Source organism: Metasolibacillus sp. FSL H7-0170 (genome assembly GCF_038593115.1).
GTDB lineage: Bacteria > Bacillota > Bacilli > Bacillales_A > Planococcaceae > Metasolibacillus > Metasolibacillus fluoroglycofenilyticus.
The window spans coordinates 3,782,836-3,807,739 of sequence record NZ_CP151964.1 but is presented as its reverse complement, the minus strand read 5'-3'; the positions used below and the strand labels follow the sequence as shown (position 1 = coordinate 3,807,739).

22 protein-coding genes and 2 riboswitches are annotated in these 24,904 nt (G+C 37.9%); of the genes, 10 read left to right on the top strand and 12 right to left on the bottom strand.

The features are described from left to right. The first annotated feature begins 132 nt into the window (after positions 1 to 132). A riboswitch (purine riboswitch) is annotated at positions 133 to 232 on the top strand. Positions 233 to 270: 38 nt separating this feature from the next. After that, positions 271 to 1,437 carry an MFS transporter gene (locus MHH70_RS17920; RefSeq protein WP_107943112.1) on the top strand — a complete coding sequence of 389 codons (1,167 nt, stop codon included), beginning with the start codon at positions 271 to 273 and terminating at the stop codon, positions 1,435 to 1,437. Positions 1,438 to 1,491: 54 nt separating this feature from the next. On the opposite strand, the gene MHH70_RS17915 is transcribed toward MHH70_RS17920, so the two are convergent. Beyond that, positions 1,492 to 3,024 carry an alanine/glycine:cation symporter family protein gene (locus MHH70_RS17915; RefSeq protein ID WP_342472135.1) on the bottom strand — a complete coding sequence of 511 codons (1,533 nt, stop codon included), beginning with the start codon at positions 3,022 to 3,024 and terminating at the stop codon, positions 1,492 to 1,494. 323 nt (positions 3,025 to 3,347) lie between these two features. Beyond that, positions 3,348 to 4,148 carry an alpha/beta hydrolase gene (locus MHH70_RS17910; protein WP_066161789.1) on the bottom strand — a complete coding sequence of 267 codons (801 nt, stop codon included), beginning with the start codon at positions 4,146 to 4,148 and terminating at the stop codon, positions 3,348 to 3,350. 235 nt (positions 4,149 to 4,383) lie between these two features. Here MHH70_RS17910 and MHH70_RS17905 point away from each other — a divergent pair, with 235 nt between their 5' ends. Further along, on the top strand, positions 4,384 to 4,902 hold the full coding sequence (locus MHH70_RS17905) for a gamma carbonic anhydrase family protein (RefSeq protein WP_066161786.1): 519 nt from the start codon (positions 4,384 to 4,386) through the stop codon (positions 4,900 to 4,902). 361 nt (positions 4,903 to 5,263) lie between these two features. Here the strand turns inward: MHH70_RS17905 and metK are convergent, their stop codons facing one another. Further along, positions 5,264 to 6,469 (bottom strand): methionine adenosyltransferase, encoded by a 1,206-nt coding sequence (gene metK / locus MHH70_RS17900; protein WP_342472134.1) that lies wholly within the window; start codon positions 6,467 to 6,469, stop codon positions 5,264 to 5,266. Between the two features lie 466 nt (positions 6,470 to 6,935). Next, positions 6,936 to 7,053: riboswitch (SAM riboswitch) on the bottom strand. Positions 7,054 to 7,268: 215 nt separating this feature from the next. Here metK and pckA point away from each other — a divergent pair. The 5 genes from pckA (at position 7,269) to MHH70_RS17875 (ending at position 13,644) form a co-directional block, all read left to right on the top strand. Beyond that, a complete protein-coding gene (gene pckA / locus MHH70_RS17895; protein WP_342472133.1) occupies positions 7,269 to 8,855 on the top strand; it encodes a phosphoenolpyruvate carboxykinase (ATP) in 1,587 nt (528 codons plus the stop codon). Between the two features lie 197 nt (positions 8,856 to 9,052). Next, positions 9,053 to 10,606 carry a spore germination protein gene (locus MHH70_RS17890; protein ID WP_342472132.1) on the top strand — a complete coding sequence of 518 codons (1,554 nt, stop codon included), beginning with the start codon at positions 9,053 to 9,055 and terminating at the stop codon, positions 10,604 to 10,606. A gap of 491 nt (positions 10,607 to 11,097) precedes the next feature. Further along, positions 11,098 to 12,294 (top strand): Ger(x)C family spore germination protein, encoded by a 1,197-nt coding sequence (locus tag MHH70_RS17885; RefSeq protein WP_342472131.1) that lies wholly within the window; start codon positions 11,098 to 11,100, stop codon positions 12,292 to 12,294. A gap of 6 nt (positions 12,295 to 12,300) precedes the next feature. After that, entirely contained in the window at positions 12,301 to 12,537 is a 237-nt protein-coding gene (locus MHH70_RS17880) for a hypothetical protein (RefSeq protein WP_342472130.1), read from the top strand. A gap of 15 nt (positions 12,538 to 12,552) precedes the next feature. Further along, the gene (locus tag MHH70_RS17875) at positions 12,553 to 13,644 is read left to right on the top strand and encodes an endospore germination permease (protein ID WP_342472129.1); all 1,092 of its coding nucleotides are present in this window, start codon (positions 12,553 to 12,555) and stop codon (positions 13,642 to 13,644) included. On the opposite strand, the gene MHH70_RS17870 is transcribed toward MHH70_RS17875, so the two are convergent. The 3 genes from MHH70_RS17870 to MHH70_RS17860 form a co-directional block, all read right to left on the bottom strand. Further along, positions 13,636 to 14,421: a prolyl oligopeptidase family serine peptidase gene (locus tag MHH70_RS17870; RefSeq protein ID WP_342473230.1), complete on the bottom strand. Its 786-nt coding sequence runs from the start codon at positions 14,419 to 14,421 to the stop codon at positions 13,636 to 13,638. The two genes, MHH70_RS17875 and MHH70_RS17870, sit on opposite strands and share 9 nt — an antisense overlap. Then, the gene (locus tag MHH70_RS17865) at positions 14,418 to 14,873 is read right to left on the bottom strand and encodes an NUDIX domain-containing protein (protein ID WP_107943030.1); all 456 of its coding nucleotides are present in this window, start codon (positions 14,871 to 14,873) and stop codon (positions 14,418 to 14,420) included. The genes MHH70_RS17870 and MHH70_RS17865 overlap by 4 nt, the downstream gene beginning before the upstream one ends. 111 nt (positions 14,874 to 14,984) lie before the next feature. Then, positions 14,985 to 15,302 (bottom strand): transposase, encoded by a 318-nt coding sequence (locus MHH70_RS17860; RefSeq protein WP_107943031.1) that lies wholly within the window; start codon positions 15,300 to 15,302, stop codon positions 14,985 to 14,987. Positions 15,303 to 15,461: 159 nt separating this feature from the next. Here MHH70_RS17860 and MHH70_RS17855 point away from each other — a divergent pair, with 159 nt between their 5' ends. The 3 genes from MHH70_RS17855 to MHH70_RS17845 all read left to right on the top strand — a co-directional run bounded on the left by MHH70_RS17855 (position 15,462) and on the right by MHH70_RS17845 (position 16,922). Beyond that, positions 15,462 to 15,614, top strand: coding sequence for a hypothetical protein (locus MHH70_RS17855; protein ID WP_161485046.1), 153 nt, complete (start codon positions 15,462 to 15,464; stop codon positions 15,612 to 15,614). Beyond that, complete coding sequence (yidD, locus tag MHH70_RS17850) at positions 15,611 to 15,844, top strand: membrane protein insertion efficiency factor YidD (RefSeq protein WP_066161758.1); 234 nt, start codon at positions 15,611 to 15,613, stop codon at positions 15,842 to 15,844. The genes MHH70_RS17855 and yidD overlap by 4 nt, the downstream gene beginning before the upstream one ends. A gap of 100 nt (positions 15,845 to 15,944) precedes the next feature. Then, positions 15,945 to 16,922, top strand: a complete 978-nt coding sequence (locus MHH70_RS17845) for a zinc ABC transporter substrate-binding protein (RefSeq protein WP_342473229.1) — start codon at positions 15,945 to 15,947, stop codon at positions 16,920 to 16,922. 476 nt (positions 16,923 to 17,398) lie between these two features. On the opposite strand, the gene MHH70_RS17840 is transcribed toward MHH70_RS17845, so the two are convergent. The 6 genes from MHH70_RS17840 to menB form a co-directional block, all read right to left on the bottom strand. Further along, positions 17,399 to 18,829, bottom strand: a complete 1,431-nt coding sequence (locus MHH70_RS17840) for an o-succinylbenzoate--CoA ligase (protein ID WP_342472128.1) — start codon at positions 18,827 to 18,829, stop codon at positions 17,399 to 17,401. 76 nt (positions 18,830 to 18,905) lie between these two features. Further along, positions 18,906 to 19,292: a hypothetical protein gene (locus tag MHH70_RS17835; RefSeq protein ID WP_066161749.1), complete on the bottom strand. Its 387-nt coding sequence runs from the start codon at positions 19,290 to 19,292 to the stop codon at positions 18,906 to 18,908. A gap of 74 nt (positions 19,293 to 19,366) precedes the next feature. Then, on the bottom strand, positions 19,367 to 20,746 hold the full coding sequence (locus tag MHH70_RS17830) for a HAMP domain-containing sensor histidine kinase (RefSeq protein ID WP_107943034.1): 1,380 nt from the start codon (positions 20,744 to 20,746) through the stop codon (positions 19,367 to 19,369). Then, positions 20,743 to 21,408: a response regulator transcription factor gene (locus MHH70_RS17825; protein WP_342472127.1), complete on the bottom strand. Its 666-nt coding sequence runs from the start codon at positions 21,406 to 21,408 to the stop codon at positions 20,743 to 20,745. The genes MHH70_RS17830 and MHH70_RS17825 overlap by 4 nt, the downstream gene beginning before the upstream one ends. A 510-nt stretch (positions 21,409 to 21,918) precedes the next feature. Beyond that, positions 21,919 to 23,619, bottom strand: a complete 1,701-nt coding sequence (locus MHH70_RS17820; protein ID WP_066161744.1) for a methyl-accepting chemotaxis protein — start codon at positions 23,617 to 23,619, stop codon at positions 21,919 to 21,921. A 462-nt stretch (positions 23,620 to 24,081) separates the two neighbouring features. Then, a complete protein-coding gene (gene menB, locus MHH70_RS17815) occupies positions 24,082 to 24,900 on the bottom strand; it encodes a 1,4-dihydroxy-2-naphthoyl-CoA synthase (protein ID WP_342472126.1) in 819 nt (272 codons plus the stop codon). Between the last annotated feature and the right edge of the window lie 4 nt (positions 24,901 to 24,904).

Sequence of the window (24,904 nt, the reverse complement as noted above, 5' to 3'; positions counted from 1 at the left end):
ATCTGGCTAAGGCTGAAATAAATTAGTTGCCCCTGCACCCCGTAACAGAAATCAATGATTTCCTAATAGAATTTGTAAAACAAAGGATAATAAACAAACCCTTTACTGTATAAACTAGTTGTCAGACGACTGATTTTATGTTAGGATAACGAATGTATAACCTCAATAATATGGTTTGAGGGTCTCTACCAGAAACCGTAAACTTCTGATTACAAAAATTTTTATTTTTGTAATCAGAAGTTTTTTTGTTTGGAAAGAAAGGATGATTTTATGAGCTGGAGAGTGTATATTCTTGCTATTACTGCGTTTGCGGTTGGTTTAGTTGAATTAATTGTAGGAGGGATTTTACCTAATATTGCAAAAGACTTAAATGTTTCAATTTCTACAGCGGGACAACTTATTACTGTTTTCGCTTTTATTTATGCATTATCTGCCCCACTCCTTCTATCATTAACAGCGAAAATTGAAAGAAAGCAATTATTTATTATTTCATTAGTTATTTTTGCTTTAAGTAATTTAATGATGTATGTAAGCACGACATTTACAGTCGTTATGATTGCACGCATTATTTCTGCGATGAGCACGGCGCTAGTTATCGTTTTATCGCTCACAATCGCAGCGAAAATTGTAGAACCACGCTATCGAGCCAAAGCATTAAGCTATATTTTTATCGGAGTGAGCTCAGCCCTCGTAATTGGGGTTCCACTTGGCATCTTTATTACAGAAGCATTCGGCTGGCGTGCCGTATTTTTAGGTATTGCTGTATTGTCAGTTTTATCGATCGTCTTAAATAGCATTTTCCTAGAAAAAATGCCTGTCGCCGAAATTATTCCATTAAAAACACAGCTAAAATCATTAGCAGATGTCAAAGTGTTAAGTGCACAATTTACGACATTATTTATGCTAGCAGGGCATTATATGCTATACGCCTATTTAACAGCCTTTTTAGTAGAAGCTTTTGATTTAAGTGCCTCATGGATTAGCGCTTGCTATTTATTATTCGGCGTTTCTTCTGTTAGCGGTAATGCGCTAGGTGGCTGGCTAAATGATAAGCTAGGCACGAAAAAAACGATATTATTTGTCGTAGCCTCATTCACTGTTGTGCTACTTCTTATTCCATTTACAATCATTGCATTACCGTTATTTTTAATTATCACAGTATTTTGGGGGGCACTAAGCTGGGCATTGACACCGCCATTGCAAAATTATTTAATCCAAATAGCACCGAAAACATCCGATATTCAGCAAAGTTTGAATACCGCAGCATTACAAATAGGCATTTCAATTGGTTCAGCAGTTGGTGGCATCGTATTTGCTTTCACTTCATCTGCCATTTACTTATCTATATTTGGTGCCATTTTTGCTATCGCAGCTTTAGGCTGCGCAGCAATTTCTTTAAGAAAATCCCCTGCGACACAAGCGGTTCAGCATAGTTAAAACAAAAAGCTACCAAAAGCAAATCATACACTTTTGGTAGCTTTCATTATTCCCTTATGATTTTCCTTTGTTACGTTCAACCCAGAAATCTGCATTTTTAATACCCAGCTTAGTAGGGTCAAATTGTGGGTCTTTTCCTTCTTTTTTCTGTCTATCATAATCTTTTAATGCAACAATTGCTGGTTTCATAACGATTAAAATGGCAATGACGTTTACCCAAACCATTAATCCTAATCCAACATCCCCCATAGCCCATGCTAAATCTGAAGTACGTACTGTACCTAAAAAGGCTGCAATTAAAATGGCGAATTTAGCAATCCATATACCAATTTTCTCCGCTGTTCCAGAGAATAAATAAGCAACGTTTGTCTCAGCAATGTAATAATAAGCCATTATTGTTGTAAAGGCGAAGAAGAATAATGCAATCGCTACGAATGGTGCACCAAAGCCTGGAATAGCGCTTTCTACAGCATGTTGTGTATAAGTAGCACCTTCTTTAATTGATTGTGCGTATGAAATTTGAGCGTCACCTGTATAATTATTTTGACCAAACTCACCCGTGTAAATCGTCGGGTAAATTTCATATTCTGCTGATTCATGCTGAACAACGATTTTATCCCCTTTTTCATCATGGACATTGTACATACCTGTAAATAAAATCATAAACGCTGTTGCTGAACAAACTAATAATGTATCAATATAAACAGATGCTGCCTGTACAATCCCTTGCTTAGCAGGATGAGATACTTCTGCTGCTGCTGCAGGGTGAGCACCTGTACCTTGACCAGCCTCATTTGAGTAAATACCACGTTTAACTCCCCAAGCAATAGCCGAACCTACGATTCCGCCAAAAATTTCTTGAGCACCAAATGCACTTGAGAAAATTAAACCGATAACTGTTGGTATTTCTGAAAAATTCATCACAATAATGATAAATGCCATAATCATATAAGCGGCAGCCATAAATGGAACGATAACTTGTGCCGCATTCGCAATTGATTTAACCCCACCAATAATAATTGTGCCTAATAAAACGATAATAATAACACCAGTAATCCAAGGTGCTAAACCAAAGGCATTTTCTACCGCACCTGAAATCGCATTAGATTGCACACCAGGCATTAAAAATAACATTGCAATTACTGCTATAACTGCAAATAATACACCAAACCATTTTTGTCCTGTACCTTTTTCAATATAGTAGGCAGGACCACCGCGGTATTCTGTTTCTTTTTCTTCTTTATAAATTTGCGCCAAAGTAGATTCAACATAAGCTGTTGCGGCACCAATAAAGGCAATAGCCCACATCCAAAATACAGCACCAGGTCCCCCCATACCAATCGCAGTTGCTGTACCTGCGATATTACCTGTACCTACGCGTCCTGATAAAGCAATAGACATCGCTTGGAATGATGAAATACCCTTATCAGATTTCTCCCCTTTGAACATCAACACAAACATGTCTTTAATAAGGCGTACTTGTAAAAAACGAGTAATAATCGAGAAAAATAGTCCAACTAGCAAAATAGCATAAATAAACCATGGTCCCCACAAAACATCATTTAAAAAACCTACAACTGACTCCATCAAAATCCCCCTTTGAAACAATGTATTATTTTGAAATTTACTATATTACATATACATTTTTTATGCAATACATTTTTTAAAAGATTCTAAATATTTCGTGTCCCAAAATTCTGAAAAGTTAGATTCCATAAGCCTTTAAGCTAAAAAAAGTATACTAGAAATACATCTAGCATACTCAATTTTCATCTATTAAATATTTTAATAAAGCGTTTCCAATGCCTATTTTTCAAATAAAGTCAACATTGTATGTAAAGTATTTTCACATGACACAACCCGCAAAATTTATTATCAAATAAATATTTTATTCTAGTATTTTTACATCGTTAAATTATATAGCCTAACGAGCGCAACACATTATTCATAAAATCTTTTGTGTATAAATATACTTCTTCTCTTTCCATTTCAAAATATAAACTGTGCTGACAATCCGACCATTCTTTATATTGAAAATGCGTTAATGGTTGTTGTAATAACCAATTTTTTGATACTTGTATATCGGTAATTGAATCCCTTTCTCCCGTCATCATTAAAATAGGTAAATTCGGAAATTTCACTTCTACATTTTTTAAACGCTTCAGTAGCTGTTGCAAATCTTTATACCACTTTACTGTAACAGTTGTATTATGAGGAACATCATCCTTTAGCTCCTCATATACCTCATAATTTCGAGACATCCGTTGCATCGTAATATCATGCTGAAGCTTGACACTAGAAGTCAACGCACTAATACTTGTTAATGCATTTGACATTTTACCAGGCTGTAGCTTGAGCTGTAGCCAAGGCGACACAAATATGGCGCCTGCACATTCTAATTTCTTTTTTTGTAAAACATTCATTAATACTGTTGCACCTAAACCATTCCCTATAACAAATACAGGTAAGTTTTCAGATAACCCTATTTCTACCAACTGTTTTACATAGTCCTCATATTTAAAAAAATCCTCATCATGGTAGCCTCTATTCTGTGCCTGTTCTCCATGGCCTGGCAAATCTCCCATTACAACGTGAAATCCTGCACTACGCAGCTTTTCAATGAGCCAAGCATACCAGCGATGATGCTCATATGCACTATGGACAATTGCCACAACTGCCTTTGGCTGCCCATCAGCCTCCCATTTCCACATTGCAATCCCTCCTACATTCTAAAACTTAAATTTATTGTTATCCTACTGTCGCTCATTATATACATTTATCCTATATTAACACTGAAGATTCATTATATCTTTTATTACGATTGCTACAATAGATTCTTCTATTATAATCGGTTTTTTAAGCATTGTTTAAATTTTATTTTCTATTTTTCTCTACTTTTGATACGATGGTTGCATAGTGTGTATAAAGAAAGGAAGCGTTTTTATTATGATTTACCCATATAAAGGAATACTACCCAAAATTGATTCCTCTGCATTTATTGCAGATTTCGCTACGATAACAGGCGACGTTACAATTGGAGAGGAATCGACAATATGGTTTAATACAGTTATTCGTGGTGATGTAGCAGCAACAATTATTGGCAAACGAGTTAGTATACAAGATTTGAGCTGCATACACCAAAGTCCAAATAACCCTGTAATTATTGAAGATGAAGTAACGGTTGGTCATCAGGTGACATTGCATGGCTGTACCATTCGCAAACGAGCACTAATCGGCATGGGCTCAATCATTCTTGATGGAGCTGAAATTGGAGAAGGTGCGTTTATTGGTGCGGGCAGTCTCGTTCCCCCAGGTAAAAAAATACCACCAAATATGCTCGCAATGGGGCGTCCCGCAAAGGTCGTACGCGAAGTAAATGCAGAGGATCGTGAAGACATGGATCGCATTATTCGTGAATATGTAGAAAAAGGCCAATATTATAAATCATTGCAAACAAATATGTAAAGGGACTTTACATATTTGTTTGCGACGAGGATAGTAACAATTTATTGTTACTACCGCAGGAGCACCCCCTCCCTTGCGACGAGGATGTTGACTATTTATTGTCAACACCGCAAGAGCACCCCCTCCCTTGCGACGAGGATGTTGACTATTTATTGTCAACACCGCAAGAGCACACCCTCCCTTGCGACGAGGATGTTGACTATTTATTGTCAACACCACAGGAGCACTCACTTCATTTGCATCTGGCACCTTGCTATCGCTATAAATAAGATTTGTCACTACACTTCCGCTCTGAATCTATATAAAAAAAGAGCTGTCTGAAAGCAGCACGTCTGCCTGCTTTCGGACAACCCCTTCACTATTATTTCACTAATAATGCTGCTTTTTCCTTTAATACGTCTGCTTTATCTGTTTGCTCCCAAGGTACATTCAAATCTGTACGACCGAAATGTCCATAAGCTGCAGTTTGTTTAAAGATTGGTCGGCGTAAATCTAACATTTTAATAATACCTGCTGGGCGTAAATCAAAGAGCTCACGGACCCATTCTACAATTTGAGAAGATGGCACTGTTCCCGTACCAAATGTATCTACAGCAATTGATACAGGCTGTGCCACACCGATTGCATAAGCAAGCTGTACTTCTGCACGGTCTGCTAAACCAGCAGCAACGATATTTTTTGCCACATAACGCGCTGCGTAAGCCGCAGAGCGGTCTACTTTTGTCGCATCCTTACCTGAGAATGCCCCACCACCATGTCGCGCATAGCCTCCGTAAGTATCCACAATGATTTTGCGACCTGTTAAACCGGCATCGCCCTTTGGTCCACCGATAACAAAGCGACCTGTCGGATTAATAAAATATTTTGTTGCTTCATCTAATAGCTCAGCTGGTACAACTGGTGCAATTACAACACGCTTTAAATCTGCTTGAATTTGATCCAATGTTACTTCTTCATCATGCTGTGTTGAAATAACAATTGTATCTACACGTACTGGTACATTATTTTCATCGTACTCAACCGTTACTTGTGTTTTTCCATCTGGACGTAAATATTTTAGTTCACCTGATTTTCGCACTTCTGTTAAACGGCGCGCTAGCTTATGCGCCAAGCTAATTGGTAGCGGCATTAGCTCTGGTGTTTCGTTACATGCATACCCAAACATTAATCCTTGGTCACCTGCACCAATTGCTTCAATCGCCTCGTCTGACATTGAGCCTTCACGTGCCTCAAGAGCTTGGTCTACGCCTTGTGCAATATCAGGTGATTGTTCGCCAATTGCTACAAGCACTGCTAAGTTTTCAGCATCGAAGCCATATTTACCACGCGTATAGCCAATCTCTGCTACAGTGTCACGTACAATTCCTTTAATATCTACATAAGTAGAAGTCGTAATTTCTCCTGCCACTAGTACTAGTCCTGTCGTTACCGTTGTTTCACATGCTACACGAGCATTTGGATCTTCAGCTAAAATGGCGTCCAAAATTGCATCTGAGATTTGGTCGCAAATTTTATCTGGATGTCCTTCAGTAACACTTTCAGATGTAAATAGTCTACGATTTGTCATTTTGTTTCCTCCTATAGTTCCTGCGAATATGATACGGTACTCCTTACCCATGTCAAGCTTTTAAGCGATGCTTTAATATAATAGAAGAGTATTTCATCCATTCTTTATCAAACTTCGCCACTTCGGCTTTTACAGACAGTTAATGATTCACTACACTTTTGTGCATCAATCGTTTTCATAATGGCTGCCCATGAATATGGAATCAACTCAAACCATTACCGCCTCTTAACACAAGGTTTTTGAAAGGTATAGTCATAAAGAAAAGTTTTATCATCGTCTTAAGTTTAAGGCTGTCTTGCTGTTTAAGCATTTATCTATATAATAGTGAGCGTTGCGAATCGTTTCAAGCGCAGTGCTAGACAGCTAGTTTGTCAACTAGGTTTTTCAATGATGAACTTTTTTAGGCAATAAAAAAACCTTTCACTCATAAGCATGAGAGAAAGGATTGTATTTTCGTTCCCTTTCACTCTTATCGTTCAAGGAGAAAGCTCCTTGCATCAGGTTGGCACCAACGCATGATGTGAAAAGTCATGCAGGTTGCCGGGCTTCATGGGGCCTGACCCTCCACCAGCTCGGGATAAGAGTATCCGTTCAATTTCATATAATACATAATTTTTTTTGCGCTGTCAAATACTATACACATCCATTCATTTTTTCCGATTTACCGACTAAAAATTTCATAAATTTCTCTCGAATTAGTATAGACTATTTCATTTAATGTGTTATACTTTTTGTAGTTAAAAGAAATGAATTCCCACCAAACTTGGGAATATTATAAATAAAAGGATGGTTTTAAGCGATGAATTCAGTAGAAATTGCAAACGAACTGAAAGATTTATTAAACGGTACAAATATTCATGTTCAACTTTCTGTTCCACAGTTAGTAGAAAAAGCAACATCTCGTGGAGAAGCAATTCTAACTGTTGACGGTGCATTACGTGCTGAAACAGGCAAATATACTGGTCGTTCTCCTAAAGATAAATATACAGTAGAAGAAGAAAGCACGAAAGATAAAATTGACTGGGGAAAAGTAAACCGTCCAATTTCTTCTGAAGTGTTTGAAAAACTATATGTAAAGGTAGTTAATTATTTAAAAGAACGCGACGAGCTTTTCGTATTTAATGGTTTTGCTGGTGCAGATAAAGATTCACAAATCGGTATTAAAGTTATTAATGAATATGCATGGCATAATTTATTCTGCCATCAATTATTTATCCGCCCAACTGCCGAGGAGCTTGCTACACATACAACAGACTTTACAATTGTTTCTGCACCAAACTTTAAAGCAGATCCAACTGTTGATGGAACAAATTCAGAAACATTCATTATTGTTTCATTAGAAAAGAAAGTGATTTTAATCGGTGGTACAGAATACGCTGGTGAAATGAAAAAATCTATTTTCAGCATTATGAATTATTTATTACCAGAGCAAGATATTTTATCAATGCACTGCTCAGCAAACGTTGGTGAAGCGGGCGATGTCGCTTTATTCTTCGGCTTATCTGGTACAGGTAAAACGACTTTATCAGCAGATAGCGACCGTAAATTAATCGGTGATGACGAACACGGCTGGTCAGACAATGGCGTTTTCAATATTGAAGGTGGTTGCTATGCAAAAACAATTAACCTTTCAAAAGAAAAAGAACCTGAAATTTATAATGCGATTCGCTTCGGCTCTGTATTAGAAAACGTTATTGTAGATGAAAATACACGTATTTGCAACTATGACGATGGTTCGTTAACAGAAAATACGCGCGTAGCTTACCCGATTGAGTATATTGAAAATATCGCAAAGCCTTCTGTAGCAGGACACCCACAAACAATCGTGTTCTTAACTGCAGATGCATTTGGTGTATTACCTCCAATCTCAAAATTAACAAAGGAGCAAGCGATGTATCATTTCCTAAGCGGCTTCACATCGAAGTTAGCAGGTACAGAACGTGGCGTAACAGAGCCAGAACCAGTATTCTCAACATGCTTCGGTTCTCCATTCCTACCGCTTCCTGCAACAGTTTATGCAGAAATGTTAGGTAAGAAAATTGATGAGCACGGCTCACAAGTATTTTTAGTAAACACTGGTTGGACTGGTGGCGAATATGGCGTAGGTAGCCGTATGAAGCTTTCTTACACACGCGCAATGGTGCGTGCTGCTATCGAAGGTAAACTAAGCGATGTTGAAACAACACAAGATGCAGTATTCGGCTTACACATTCCAACAGCAATTGAAGGTGTACCGTCTGAAGTATTAAACCCTCGCGATGCTTGGGCTGATAAAAATGCTTATGATACAAAAGCTAAGCATTTAGCAGGTCTTTTCAATGACAACTTCCAAAAATTCGAGAATGTTTCGGAAGCTATTTCAAAACAAGGCGGTCCATTAGTTTAATATACTAGTAAAAGAGACGTCTGAAAAAGCGTGCGAAAGCACTGCTTTTCAGACGTTTTTTTTTTATTAAAACAATAAAAATATAACTCGATTTAAAAGGTTGTCAACACTAAATTTAATGCTTTTTCGTAAAATACTCGTTTAATTTTATTAAAATTTGACTATCCTCTCCTTATAAGTATTGGAGGAGATGGAACATGGAACATTCAGATACGCAGACACATTCCCCTTCTAAGCTTTCACCTGATGCCCATCAGAAACCACTATTTACTTCATTACAACATACGATTGATACAATACAACAGGCTGTTGGTTATAGTGATGATGTGATGGTGCGACAACTTTTTATCGGAGAATCAACTAAACAATCTTTAGCTATTGTTTATATAGATGGCTTAGTTAATAAAGCAGATATCACAAATACATTGTTGGAGCCCATCATGGGATTATTAACAGACCAAATTGAAGAAAATATTGAAAAAACAACTGATTTTTTAAAGCAATACTGCTTAACGATTGGCAATGTCCAAGAAATACAAAAATTTGCAACGCTCTACAGTGCGCTTTTCAATGGGAGCGCCATTATCATAGTGGACGGTTTAGCGACCGCACTTGCGACGAATATAAAGGACCCTAAAGACCGCCCTGTGATGGAGCCTGCAACAGAGTCTGTTATACGCGGACCACGTGAATCCTTTACTGAAACATTGCGTACAAATACAGCGCTCATTCGTCGTAAAATAAAGAACCCTAATTTATGGGTTCAAAGTAAAATTATTGGCGATGTTACACAAACAGATGTAGCAATTATCCATATAAATGGTATTGCCAATGATAAAATTGTTCAAGAGGTATTTGACCGACTCAATCAAATTGATATTGATGGTATTTTAGAAGGTGGTTATATTGAATCATTAATTCAAGATGCTCAATTCTCATTGTTTCCAACGATGTATACGTCAGAGCGTCCAGATGTTATTGCAGGGGAATTGCTTGAAGGAAAGGTAGCTATTTTAGTGGATGGCTCACCATTCGTACTCATCGTACCTTCTTTGATTACATCGTTTTTACAATCGTCTGAAGATTATTATTCAAATGCTCTCGTTAGCTCTCTCATTCGAATATTAAGATTTACAGCTATTCTTATTTCATTAGTTGCACCTTCCTTATATGTAGCGGTTACAACATTTCATCATGAAATGCTACCGACACCATTACTTATAAGTATTGCATCACAGCGGGAAGGTGTGCCTTTTCCTGCTGTAATCGAAGCATTGTTAATGGAGCTTGCCTTTGAAGTTTTACGTGAAGCTGGGCTACGCATGCCACGCACAATCGGACCAGCTATATCGATTGTTGGTACATTAGTTATTGGTGAGGCGGCCGTTACAGCAGGTGTTGTTTCAGCCGTTACAGTTATTATTGTTGCTTTAACTGCCATATGCAGTTTTATTTTCCCATCCTATGGTCTATCGAATTCTGTTCGAGTTTTACGTTTTCCTTTCATTTTACTAGCGGGGGGCTTTGGTCTTTATGGTGTCATGATTGGTATGTTAGCACTTGTTCTACATTTATGTAGCTTACGTTCATTCGGCATTCCATATATGACCCCTTTTGCACCAATAATACTCGAAAGTCAAAAGGATGCAGTTTTATTATTCCCTAGAAAATTTTTAACGAAAAGACCTCGTTTAGTGAATCAAACAAATATGACAAGAGCATCAAAATATAAAAAAAGATATAAAAGATAAAGTGAAGCTTCTATCAGTGGGGGTTTTCCTCATCCCCACTGATTGTTAGTTGAACCAATCGGGCTTTTACGGGCAGTTAATCTCCCACTTATCCTTTAGCGTATTTTCACTTAAATCTTGAAGTGGGCGTCTTACTGCCCGTTAATGCGGGATAAAGTGAAACTTCTATCAGTGGGGGTTTTCCTCATCCCACTGATTGTTAGTTGAACCAATCGGGCTTTTACGGGCAGTTAATCTCCCACTTATCCTTTAGCGTATTTTCACTTAAATCTTGAAGTGGGCGTCTTACTGCCCGTTAATGCGGGATAAAGTGAAACTTCTATCAGTGGGGGTTTTCCTCATCCCCACTGATTGTTAGTTGAACCAATCGGGCTTTTACGGGCAGTTAATCTCCCACTTATCCTTTAGCGTATTTTCACTTAAATCTTGAAGTGGGCGTCTTACTGCCCGTTAATGCGGGATAAATTTTCATTTCTAAAGAGGTGTCAGCAATGCACAAGACTGCTTCCATTTTATTGCTCATTTCCATCTGCCTGCTTTTAAGCGGTTGTTGGAGCAAAAAAGAGCTTAATGACATCGCCATTGTTGTTGCATTAGGCATCGACCAGCAAGGGGATGAATACGAAGTAACCGTTCAAGTCGTTAATCCCGGTGAAATTTCTTCTAAGCAGCCAACAAGTGGGCGTTCTCCTGTCACTACGTATTCCGCGACTGGCGCTACATTGTTTGAGGCTATTCGGAAAGTCACATTGTTAGCACCGCGAAAATCATATTTTTCGCATTTACAAATTATAGTGCTCGGCAGTGAATTAATAGAGAGCGGCATTAAGCCTGCATTAGATTTTCTGTCACGCGACCATGAATTTCGCAATGATTTGAATGTTATCGCTGCATATGAAACAACGGCGAAAGACATCGTCAGTGTACTAACACCTGTTGAAAAAATACCAGCCAATAAAATAAGGTTCTCTCTCAAAATTTCTGAAAAGGCATGGGGCTCTACAGTAACTGTCGCCTTGTATGAATTAATTGATGCACTACACGATGAGGAAAATAGCTTTGTACTCTCTACTCTTGAGCTTCTTGGTAGTAAAGAAATAGGCATGAGCAAAGAAAATGTTGATCAAATCGTTGTCCCTACCATTTTAAAATATAATGGTTTAGCTGTCTTCAAACAAGGAAAAATCGTTGGGCTACTGACAGATGAAGAAAGCAAGGGCTATAATTTTTTAACAGATAACATTAAAGGTACAATCGAGCAAATAACTTGTCCTGACGGTGGTAATTTAGCAACAGAAATTACTCATTCAAAAACAACTGTCAAAGGAAAAATTGACAATAATACACCTAAAATTCACGTAATAGTCAATGTTCAGCAAAATGTTGGTGAAGTGAAGTGCGTAATTGATTTAACAAAAGAGCAAACGATAAAAGAAATTAATGATAAAACATCCGACATCATCAAACAAAAAATAGAAAAAACATTGCATGTTTTACAACAAAAATATGAAGCTGACGCTGCCCAATTTAATAAAGTGCTACACAAGCAAGAACCCAAAAAATGGAGAGATATAAAAAATGAATGGACTACCCTTTTTCCAGATGTTGAGGTTACAGTAGATGTAAACGTGCATACTAGAAATTCCGGTACTATACAAAATTCAACGTTTTTCCCTACAAAGGAGTGATGCTACATGGTTATGTCATTTGTTGTTGTCGTTATTGTTATCGTAATTATTAGCTCACATTGGACTATATTACGTGATAATAAAGGAACCGCCATTATGTGGCTATTTTTAACTTTACTTACAATAGGTACAGTTTTAGCCATCGCTCTTAGTCTTCATATTTATTTACCGAGTCCTTTAGATTTCATCACATTTATTTTTCAACCAATTAGCAATGCCATTCATGCATTGCTAGGCATATAAGGAGCGGAGAGTAGAATGAGTAGTAAACAAATGATTAGCACACGCCAATTTACAATTATCACCTTTTTATATTCGATAGGTACATCCATTTTAATTATTCCTGCCTATTTAGCAAAGCTTGCAAAGCAGGATGCTTGGATTGCTGCGATAGTTGGGGTTTTACTTAGCTTTTTATTAATTATGCTTTTCGTCAAGCTTGCCAATACATTTCCAAAATATACTTTGATTGAAATAATCGAAAAAGTATTAGGAAAATGGCTAGGCAAGCTCATTGCAATTTTATTTATACTGTTTGCATTTATAAATTCAAGCGAGATGCTGTATTATATCGGCAACTTCATGCAAGTTGAAATTATGCCTGAAACACCTAATTTTGCATTTGCTCTATTATTTTCTTTTATTGTTATTATGGCGGCCTATTTAGGATTAGAAACTTTTGCCCGCTCTGCTGAAATATTTTTCCTTGTATTTCTACTGCTATTTTTATTTTTTATTATTTTCATTACAGCAGATATTCAGTTTGAAAATATGCAACCGATGCTGGATACTCCTCCCCGCACATTTATTGCAAGCGTGCTTTATTTTATGAGTATCTTCGCCTTTCCGTCGATTATGCTTTTAATGATTTATCCTTACACTGTCAATAGAAATAACTCTGCCCAAAAAGGCTTTTATCTAGGTATTTTATTAGGCGGGATTGTCTTAATTTTCATTATTACTTTATGCATATTAGTGCTAGGGGATATGAATACAGCTTCACAAAATTATCCGACCTACATATTAGCGCAGCGAATTTCTATCGGTAATTTCTTCCAAAGAATTGAAGTTATCATCGCATTTATGTGGATTATTACCATTTATACTCGAGCGTTTATTTATTTTTATGTGACGCTTATCGGCTTACAGCAAATTTTTGACATTAAGGATGAAAAACCACTTATTCTTCCATTTAGTATATTATTACTTGGCGTTTCTCAAATTGTCCATCCAAATTCAACACATTCGTATCTTTATAATACAAATATATGGTTGCCTTATTCTGCTGTATTTTCAATTATATTATCAACTTTTTTATTATTCATCGCAAAAATCAGACGCTTAAATTAGCTGCTTTTTCATCCACTGGCAAAGCTGCCTTACTGTTTGACAATTAAGCCGTGGTGGATAATGATGCTTTAGCCCATTTGCATACCAAGCTTCTACTTGCTTGTTGTTGTTTCGCAAATATTGCTCTAGCTTATATGCATGCATCGGCTGCACATGCTGGTCCTCAGTGCCATGAATAATTAAAACAGGCGCCTGTAATTTCGTAATTTCATATAAGGGAGTACGCTGATTATAGCGCTCTGGTACTTTATTCGGTGTCCCTCCGATAATACGCTTTAACCCTCGGCGCATATCGACTCTTTGCCAATATGTATCAGTCGCATCAGACACTCCTGCCCATGTCACGAGTGAGGCAATATCATCACGCAATATTGCCGTCCATAACGCCATTAAGCCACCGCGTGAAAAGCCAAATAAATGCACTTTTTGTGCATCGCAAAACTGCTTTAGTACGTCAACGGCATATACTGCATCATAACGATCCTCACCAGCAAACTCATCCCTGCCCTCGCCCCCTCGATTACCGCGGTAATAGGGGGCAAAAACAACGAAGCCTTGTGCGGCAAATTGTGCGATTCGTGCAGGGCGTACCATTCCGATAAATTGCAGACCACCACGTAAATAGAGCAGTGCCTCATATTGTCCCTCTTGCTTCGGTCGAGCTAGCAAGCCCTTTACACGCAAGCCATTTGACCAATAAATGATTTCATCTAAGCGCACTTTTTCATTCGGTGAAGGGTAGCGTCTTATTTCTTCAATTATTCCATTTTTCTTCACTTGCATTCCACTTCCTGTAACATCTTTTTCATACCTGCATCTCGCATATAGAAGCTTAAATGTGGATGAGTGAGCAATTCGTCTGCCGTAAGCCATAATCGCCCTGTCGTTTCATATTCACCTACAAACTCTTCAATATGCGCTACATTTGCAGTAAATACTGCCTTACAAAACGGTGTTTTTGTATGTACTACATAATAAGCAAACCACTCTACATCTTTTATCTGCACCTGTGTTTCCTCGTATACTTCGCGAATAGCCGCCTGTAATAACGTTTCCCCTGCTTCCTGCTTCCCACCTGGAAATTCTACTCCCCTCTCCTTATGCACCGCGCACAGCCATTTTCCCTTGTGCTGCACGAGCACCAACACATGGCGAGGCTCTACTTCAAAGGGACCATGGTCAAATCGCAAAACAACCTTAAAACCATTTTCATCTGTAAACGTAAACATATATGCCAACTCCTTATCCTTATTAGTGTAACGAAGGAGCTAGCATCCTTCAAGGAGGGCGTCTGAAAAGCAGTGCCTCGCACGCTTTTTAGACGCTATCGTCTTTACATCTTATCCCTTAAGCTTGAAATATGGTAACTGCTCAACAAATTCCTTCGTATGATTATCACCGAATTCATGCAGTAACGCATAAATTTTTTTTAATCGTGTATCAATATCATGATTTAATTCATCATAATGGTAAGGTATATAAGGTAAATGTGCTCGCCATAAATTATGACCTTCAAGACCATTGATTTGATTGAAAAGCTTTGTAAAAATGCGAGCAATAGCAGGCTCTAGTTCCACCTTAAATTCATTGGACGATAAATTCGGAATATGGCTACATGTCAAATCAGTTATCGATACATACATTTTGTATTTATTCATGCAGATGCTCCCTTCAATTTTTTCTTATCATTACCCGAAGTAGTAATTCATATTCACATGTATAGCTAATTAAAAGGAATTTGCTTATAATAAAGTGAACCTGCATGTTCGCATATGTTTTACAGCTTAGTAATAAGAGATAAATATGAGGTGAGAAATATGAATCTTGCACTAGTTTTTATAGTAGTAATTGCCATAATGTCAACATTTGCCATTGTGATTATTTGGGTTGCACGTCAAAATAATTTTTCAGCAAAACAAACAATTGATTCAATGCCAGCTGAACAAGAAAATGAGCAGCAACAAAAATGAAGCATCCTTTTATTTGGTTAATTAAATTTTATCGCAAATATATTTCACCTATGACGCCTCCTTCTTGTCGCTTTCATCCAACTTGCTCAAGCTACGGACTTGAAGCGTTCCAAAAGCATGGAGCAATAAAAGGATTTATTTTAACAACAATGCGCATACTAAAATGCCATCCACTCCATCCAGGTGGCTTTGATCCCGTGCCTGAAAAGTGGCCTTCGAAAAAAAAATAAATTTCGAAGGTTTTTTTTATTGTTTTTTTTTTGTAATTGAGTTATGATAAAAAACGTCGATTGCACAAATCGTAATAATTACTATTTAGGAGATTTAATGATGAAAAAATTTATTTATTTTTTTTTATTAGCAATCCTTGCGTTGCTAGCAGCATGTGGCAGTGAAGACCAGAAAGCATCTAGTAATTCTTTAACTGTTTATACGACTGTTTACCCGTTACAATATTTTGCCGAGCGCATCGGCGAAGATTTTGTGCAGGTGGAGTCTATTTATCCTGCTGGAGCGAATGAACATACATTCGAGCCGACACAAAAAGATATGATGGCACTAGCAGACGCTGAACTATTCTTTTATATTGGACAGGGCTTAGAAGGCTTTGTTGAAAACGCTAAAAAAACATTAGCGAATGAGCATGTTAAATTAGTTGCTACAGCCGACAATATAACGGATGAGCAGTTCCACATTTCCACAGGTCATGTGCATGCGGAGGATGAAGAGGACCATGACCACGAGCATGATGAGGAGCATGGAGACCACGAAGAACATGGTCATCATGAGCATGATACACATGTATGGCTATCACCTGTTCTATCAAAGGAGCTTGCATTATCAATCAAAAATGAGCTTGTTGACATATTGCCAGAGCAGCAAGAGCTTTTCACAAAAAATTATGAGGAACTAGCTGCGGAGCTTGATACACTGCATGCCGATTTTGAAGCAATGGCCAAGGAAACAACAAAGAAAACATTTTTTGTATCCCATGCGGCATTCGGCTATATAGCAGGCCATTATGGCTTTAATCAAATTCCTGTTGCTGGCCTAAACTCCCAAAGTGAGCCGTCACAAAAGCAATTAGCAGCAATCGTTGATTTAGCTAAAGAAGAAAACATTAGCTATATTTTCTTCGAACAAAATGTTTCTTCAAATTTAACAACGGTCATCCAAAAAGAGGTCGGAGCAGAGGCATTAACATTGCATAATTTAAGTGTTTTAACGAAGGAAGATATTAAAAACAATGAAAACTACTTCACTTTAATGCAGCATAATATTGAGCAATTAGCCAAGGCATTGCAATAAAGCCTATATTTTAAGAAGGCATATGAAATGAGAATCTTCCCAAAAGCTCGAAATCTCTTTGGTCATTATAAAGTGAAACTTCAATTAGTGGGTGCTTTTCTCTACTGATTGTTAGTTGAACCAATCGGGCTTTTACGGGCAATTAATCTCCCACTTATCCTTAATGTTCTTTCAGTGGGAGTCTTACGGCAGGATAAAATTGAAAAGCACGGAATTTAACCATTTAAAATATGCTTCAAATCTTTTTATTCTAATAAAAGGGGACTGTCCAAAAAGCCTTGCATAGCCGGCATTTTGGACAGTCGCGATGATGTTTCACAAAATGTTGATTCATATAAACAGAAAACGCCTCTTTTAAAAATGGGATGAACATTGGCTTTAGCAGTGTTATCCTTCAGTAAAAGGGAAGCGATGAAAACATTGATTTCAATGCGGTGGCAAAACAAAATGGACTTTTCAGACAGTCCCATTCTCTTTTACAATAATTCCTTCAATTTTCTTCTCAACAGCTTGTTAGAGCCATTGCGTGGTAAGCTTTCAACAAAATAAAATCGCTTTGGTAGCTTATAGCTTGCAAGCTTATGCTCGCAAAATGCACGTAACTCCTCTTCACTTACAGCTTGTTTTTGTATAATAAAGGCAATCGGTACTTGTCCCCATTTATCATCTGCTATACCACAAACACCAGCTTCTAATACATTTGGATGTGCTAGTAAAGCATTTTCAATTTCTGCTGGATAAATATTTTCCCCACCAGAAATAATTAAATCAGCGCGGCGATCGACCACATATAAATAGCCTTCATCATCTAAATAGCCTATATCACCTGTTAGTAGCCAGCCGTTTTCAGTGCTTGAACGTTCAGCAAAACGCCCAATATAGCCCGGTGTGACATGAGGGCCTCGGATGCAAATTTCTCCCTCCACAAATGGTTCCTCTGTACCTTGAATGCGCACCTCATTAAAAAATAGCGGCTTTCCTGCTGAGCCAATTTTGCGTAGTGCATCAGCGCTAGCAAGCGTTGCTGTTTGCGATGCGGTTTCTGTCATACCATATGTTTGCACAACAGGTAATTGCACTTTCGCGGCGCGCTGTAAATAATCAACTGGTATCAAACCACCACCCGCAAGCAGTATTTTGAAGTTGGGGTGTGCTTGCACTTGCAAGCGTTCCATTTCACTTATAACACGCTCAAGCATTACTGAGACAAGAGAAATATTTGTCACATGTCCCTCAACTATTTCTTGTACGCAAGCCATCGCATCAAATTTTTCATATAAGCTGACAGTTGCTCCATACAGCAATGAGCGCATTAAAATGGAAAAGCCACTAATATGAAAAATAGGTACAGTACAAAGCCATACATCCTGCTCTGTAGTTCCTAAATTTAATGCCGAGCTAATGGCACTCATACTATGATTTTTTACAGTTTGACGCACACCTTTCGGAAAGCCTGTCGTACCAGAAGTATACATAATCGAAACAGTTTGTTCCTCTGACCAAGTAGACGCAATCTCGACTTCAACCGCCTGCACGCTCATAAGCTGCTCAAATGTAACAAACTCTATATTTTGCGGTAATTTATGTACTTCGCTTGCTGCCGCCAATACGACTGTTACTTGCGCATCCTCAATTTGATAAGCAAGCTCCTCCGCTGACAAACGCCCATTTAAAAGCACCATCTCTAACTGCAAATGCATACACCCATAAATCACTTTAATAAGCTCTGGCGTAGAGGGAGCTAAAATTGCTACCCGCTCCCCCTGCTTCGCAAGCGTTGCCAACTGTCCTGCTTTATATAATGCTTCTTCATGCAATTGCTGAAAAGTCCAGCTCTGCTCTTCGAAGCGAAGTCCAATGCGATTCGGTGTTAAATATGCGCGTTGCCTAATCCAATTTGGCTGCATTTTCATACGCCTCCTTTATTGGATTAATTGTAGCATATTGTGTGGGTGCCAGGCACACACACAATTCTCACACAATTTAGTCCTCTAGCAAAAATGTGATGGCAATAAACAAGGCAAAGCTGATTAATAATGCTGTTCCGCCAGCGATAAATGTAATTAATGTAAACACTTCATTCATTTGAAATGGATTGATATTGTAGAATAACATGCCAATTGTTAATCCTACCGAGCCAATGACAGTTGTCCAACCATGTATAGATACTAATTTTTGTATGCGAACACGGTATACTTTATAAAACAAGCCCCATGCAAATACAGATAACCATCCAACAACGAGCATATGTGCATGAATTGCTCTAAATTGGTAATTCCCTGAGCCCGCCATATCAGAGCCTAAAATGGCTCCTATTAAACCAAAAATTGCTGCTAAACGAATTAATCGTATGCTCCATACTTTTTCCATAATAAAATACCTCCATATCGTTTCATATGGAAGTATTGTATCGACGTTATCTGAACTCAAGCTGAACTGCAACGCTATTTTGGCAATTGAATCGTTATTGTCGTGCCCTCATTTTCTTTACTATTTATTGCAATTTGACCGTTATAAAAATGAACGACCTCTTGAACAATCGCTAGCCCTAGGCCTGTCCCCTTCGTTTGTCTCGCCTCATCCACTCGGTAAAAGCGCTTAAAAATATGCTGTAAATGCTCCTGTCGAATACCGATGCCTGTATCAGAAATTTCTAGCGTAATTACAGTTGGCTCATTTACCAATTTAATATTAATTTCTCCACCCTGTCGATTATATTTAATGGCGTTTGCAATAAGATTTTCCCAAATATTTTCGAGCAATGTTTCATCACCATGAAAAATCGCTTCATCCAGTTGTAGCCATATAGCCAACTCTTTTTGCTCAATCATCCACTGACTTTTCAGCACCGCTCGCTCAATTTGCTGTGTAATATTTACGGTCGTTTGCCGTCTTTTATAGACAAGTTCATCTAGCGAATTTAACAGGAGTAACTGTCTTGTTAAGCTTGAAAGACGGCTCGTTTCCGCTTCAATAATATCCGCATAATGCAGGCGGTTTTCATCTGTTAGCTGCTTATTTTTTAACAGATTGGCATAGCCATGAATGTTTTGTAGCGGCGTTTGTAAATCATGAGAAATATTGCGAATAAAGCTTTTACGTGTTTCGTCTTGCTGCTTTAAATCTTGTGCCATTTTATTAAAGCTTTTCGCTAATAATCCAAGTTCATCTGTGCGTGCAATTTCAATTGCTACATCGTAATCCTCCTTTGCTATTTGCTTTGTCGCAGCCGTTAAAGCTCGAATCGGCTTTACCAAATACCATGCTGCAAGCAAAATAGCAGCTAAACTAGCAACTAAAGAAATCAGCATCATATTCCCAAGCACAACATGCATTTCATTAAATAGCAGGCGTATATCAGGGCGTGCAAACAATGCATATTTATCACCCTTATATTGGAATGGCACGCCTACGGAATTCGTTAAATCATTAGCAAAAAAACCAGTAATAAAAAGCTGACGTGGGTAATCACGCATTCCGTGGTAAATTTGCCCTTCAATAACAGCCTGCTTTACGCTATCATCAAGCGCGGTCAAACGAAAATCACTACCGTAAAATGCAGCCTGCCCCTCTGCGTCTATTACATATAGTTGATAACCGATACTAGCAATTGTTTGCAAATATGCCTCTAAGTTTAACTGCTCGTTTTCTTTAATATATTCGGTCATTTCTTGAACAATGGCTACATTTTTCGTATCATTTTGTTCTTTAATAACACGGTGATAATACGTATTTGTCGCAAGTAATGCCAGAACGCCACTAAGAAACATAATTGCAAGTGCCACTACAATATATTTAAAATATAAAGTAGAATATATTTTCATTGCACTACCTCAAGTTGATAGCCTACGCCACGAACTGTTGTGATTTGCACTGTACTATCAAGGCGTACAAGCTTTTCCCGCAATCGTTTAATATGTGTATTTAACGTATCATCACTTTCGTAATCAAGCCCCCACACCTGCTCCATTAAATAATCTCGCTGAAAAATTTGCGCCCTGCTTGCAAGAGTAGCAAGTAATTCAAATTCCTTTAATGGTAAAACAAGCTTCGTTTGACCTTTCACAACTTGCAATGTACGCCTATCAATCACTAAATCCCCAATTTCAATTGCTGCCTCCGTCGGCTTATCATAGCGCCTTAAAATCGCTTGTATGCGGAATAATAATTCGTCCGGCTCAAAGGGCTTTACAACATAATCATCCGCTCCAACAGTAAAGCCTTCTCGCTTGTCCTCCAACTGCCCTTTAGCTGTTAATAATAATACTGGGATTTCCCATTCCTCTTTTAGTTTTTTCGTTAACTGTAGACCATCCATCTCTGGCATCATCACATCAACAACTGCTAAATCGACATCCTCTGTCATTTGTTGTAATGCTTCAACCCCATTTGCAGCACAGATAATATCATAATGCCATGCTTGTAAATGCAGTTTCACTAACTGTAAAATATGTTGGTCATCATCTACAACTAAAATTTTTCGCATCGCTAGCCTCACCTGCTCTTCCTCAATCACCAATCCAAGGGAATCGTGCGAAAAAACCACCTCGGACTGAAGGTTCACTTTATATCCTGCATTATGCCATGTGTTGTGTAAAATTGCGAGCAAAAAAATGTCTGAAAAGTAGTGCGTTCGCATACTTTCCAGACATTTTGTAGTCACTATTTTATCTAACCTATAAAAATCTAATAAGATAAAAAACCTCTACTCTTTTTAATCATTAACCTAAAATCATCACATCGTTTGACAACCGTTATCTGACCTACATCACTTAGACCTTCCTTCAAAATCTGTGACATCTGCTGGTACGATGCTGGATACACAGTCTTTACATGAGCTCTTCTCATTCTAAGTGCATCTCGCCACCTGTAGGGATGGAAACTTCTGTACCTTTCGCTTTGCTATTTGTACAAAAATAATGTGCTCCTGCGGTTACTCGTCGCAAAAAACATCTGCTCCTGCGGTTACTCTTCACAAAAAATATGCTGAAAAAAGCTAAAGCTTAAACTGCTGAATATGATTATTTAATTCTTCTGCTATTTTCGATAGCTCATTCGAACTATTAGACACTTCTTCCATTGTGGCAGCCGTTTGTTGCATCGTAGCAGAAGTTTGTTCGATTCCAGCTGCGGACTCTTCTGCCACTGCTGCAATTTCATCTACCGCTTTGTCAATATTGGCTGAGTTTTCGACAATTTGTGATAGATTTTGCGAAACAGTTGAAATATTTTCAGCCATTGCGGAAATTGCCGATTCAATTTCATTGAATGTTCGATTCGTTTCTGTAATTTGCTCTGTACCATTTTGCACTTCGCTATAGCTAGATTTTAATGAATCCGTCACAGTATCTGTTTCCTCCACGATTTCCTCTACAATTTGCGAAATATCAACTACTGAAACGGATACTTGCTCTGCTAATTTTCGTACCTCATCTGCTACAACAGCAAATCCTTTGCCTTGCTCTCCAGCACGAGCAGCCTCTATTGCCGCATTCAAAGCTAAAAGATTCGTCTGGTTGGCAATATCATTAATAACAAGCACCAATTGTGAGATAGCCTGTGTTTTATTATTTAAGCCTTCCACCTTGACAACTGCGTCATGCACAATATCATCAATTTTCGACATTTGCATTGTAGATGCTTCCATTAATGTACGGCCTGTAGATGTTAAGTTTAACACATTATTCGAGTATTGTTGGGCATCTTCCCCATTACTGCTTGCTTCTTTTGCATTCGTCACGAAATCACCCATGTGGCTCGATAAATCACTTGCATTACTTGCCTGTGCCTCTGTTCCTTCTGCAATTTCATTCATCGTAAGTGCCACTTGCTCGGTACCTTCCCTTACCTCAACTGCTGATTGTAGCAGCTCTTCACTATGAGATACGACCTGATTTGAAATATCTTGAATTTGTCGCATCATACCGTTTAATTTTTCACTTAATGCATTTGCTGCAATTGTTAATTGCGCTATCTCATCTCGTCCATGTACCTTTAATGCTTCATCTGATATATCCCCCTCAGCAATGCGTTGAACGCGCTCTGAAATACGTTTAACTGGTCTTGAAATACTTGAAGCGCTATAAAATGCGATTGAGATTGCTACAATGATTACGATAATTATCGCAATTATATTAACCGTGTTAGAAAACTGCATTTCTTTCATTACTTCTGCACCAGTAGCACGAACTGAATCTTCGCGACTACTCGCCAATTGTTCAAACCCTAATTGAATACCGCGCGCTTCAGCCGCAAGCCCAACTATATTGGTAGCCGCCCGCTCCTTATTACCACTATCATAAACAGAAAAAACATTATTTTCAATTTGCTCACGCCATGCTCTAGTCCTAGCAGACAAATCCTCAAATTCCTTAGAATTAGCCAACTTCTCAGCATTTATTATTTTTCGCACTGCCTCTTCATTACTTAACGATTGCTCTACATACTCATAAAAAAGCTCTTTATTTACTGTATCTCCTGACAAGACATAGCCCCTTGCTGCAGCTATTCGCGAAGATACCGAGTTCGCTAAATGTTGGTCATAAATGGATAATTCGAGCTCCGTTTTGATCATATACTCAATGTTATTGCTCATTTTAATATTATTAAAAATTGAATAACCACCTTGTACAATTATCATTATCAAAACAATAATAAAACCATATAAAATTTTTGCGCGTAGTGTTTTAAAATTCATGCTCTTTTCCCCTTTCACCTAGTATTAATGATTGTCTTTATGTATAAATTTTTTTGATAAATCACTCCCTTCAATCTTTGCTATTTAACCATACTGTATATAAATAAACAAAATAGAGTTTGTACCCTATTAAGTAACAGCTAATGAGGATTGAATATTTATACACCATTATTACTAAATGTAATAATTTTATTATATGTTTAATAGCATAACAATTCAATGGAACTTATAGCATTTATTATTATAGAAAAGTATAATATTGATAATATTTTAGGTAATAAAGTACAATATAAGCACACTTATAACTAACCTTCTATGTAATTTGAATCATTTTCTCTCATTTATAATTGCTATGTAATAGGCTTATTATGTTATACAAGTAGAATATCGAGGGAAACAATAAAAAGCATGCAGCCTAAATAAATTTAGATTGCATGCTTTTGTTTTATAGTTTGATTCGCATTAAGGGAATCTTGGGAATTGACCGAAATCAGGCTTGCGCTTTTCTTTAAATGCATCGCGTCCTTCTTTCGCTTCATCTGTTGTATAGTAAAGTAATGTAGCGTCACCAGCCATTTGTTGAAGGCCTGCTAAACCATCTGTATCAGCGTTCATTGCTGCTTTTAGGAAGCGAAGTGCCGTTGGTGACATTTCTAGCATTTCCTCACACCATTTAACTGTTTCATCTTCAAGCTCTGCATATGGAACAACCGTATTTACTAAGCCCATATCTAGCGCTTGCTGTGCATCATACTGACGGCATAAATACCAAATTTCACGCGCTTTTTTATGACCGATAATACGTGCTAAATAGCCTGAGCCATAGCCAGCATCGAATGAACCTACTTTTGGTCCTGTTTGTCCGAAACGTGCGTTATCAGCCGCAATTGTTAAGTCACAAACAACGTGCAATACATGACCGCCACCGATTGCATAGCCTGCTACCATTGCTACAACTGGCTTAGGAATTACACGAATTAATCGCTGTAAATCAAGAACGTTTAAACGTGGAATTTCATCATCGCCTACGTAGCCGCCATGTCCGCGTACTTTTTGGTCACCACCTGAGCAGAATGCATGCTCACCTTCACCCGTTAAAATAATAACGCCGATATTTTTATCATCGCGCGCGCGCGTAAAAGCAGCAATTAATTCTACTACCGTTTTTGGTCGAAATGCATTACGAACTTCTGGACGGTTAATTGTAATTTTCGCAATACCGTTGTAAAACTCGTACTTAATATCTTCATACGTATGTAATGAAGTCCATTGACGTGTCATAAAT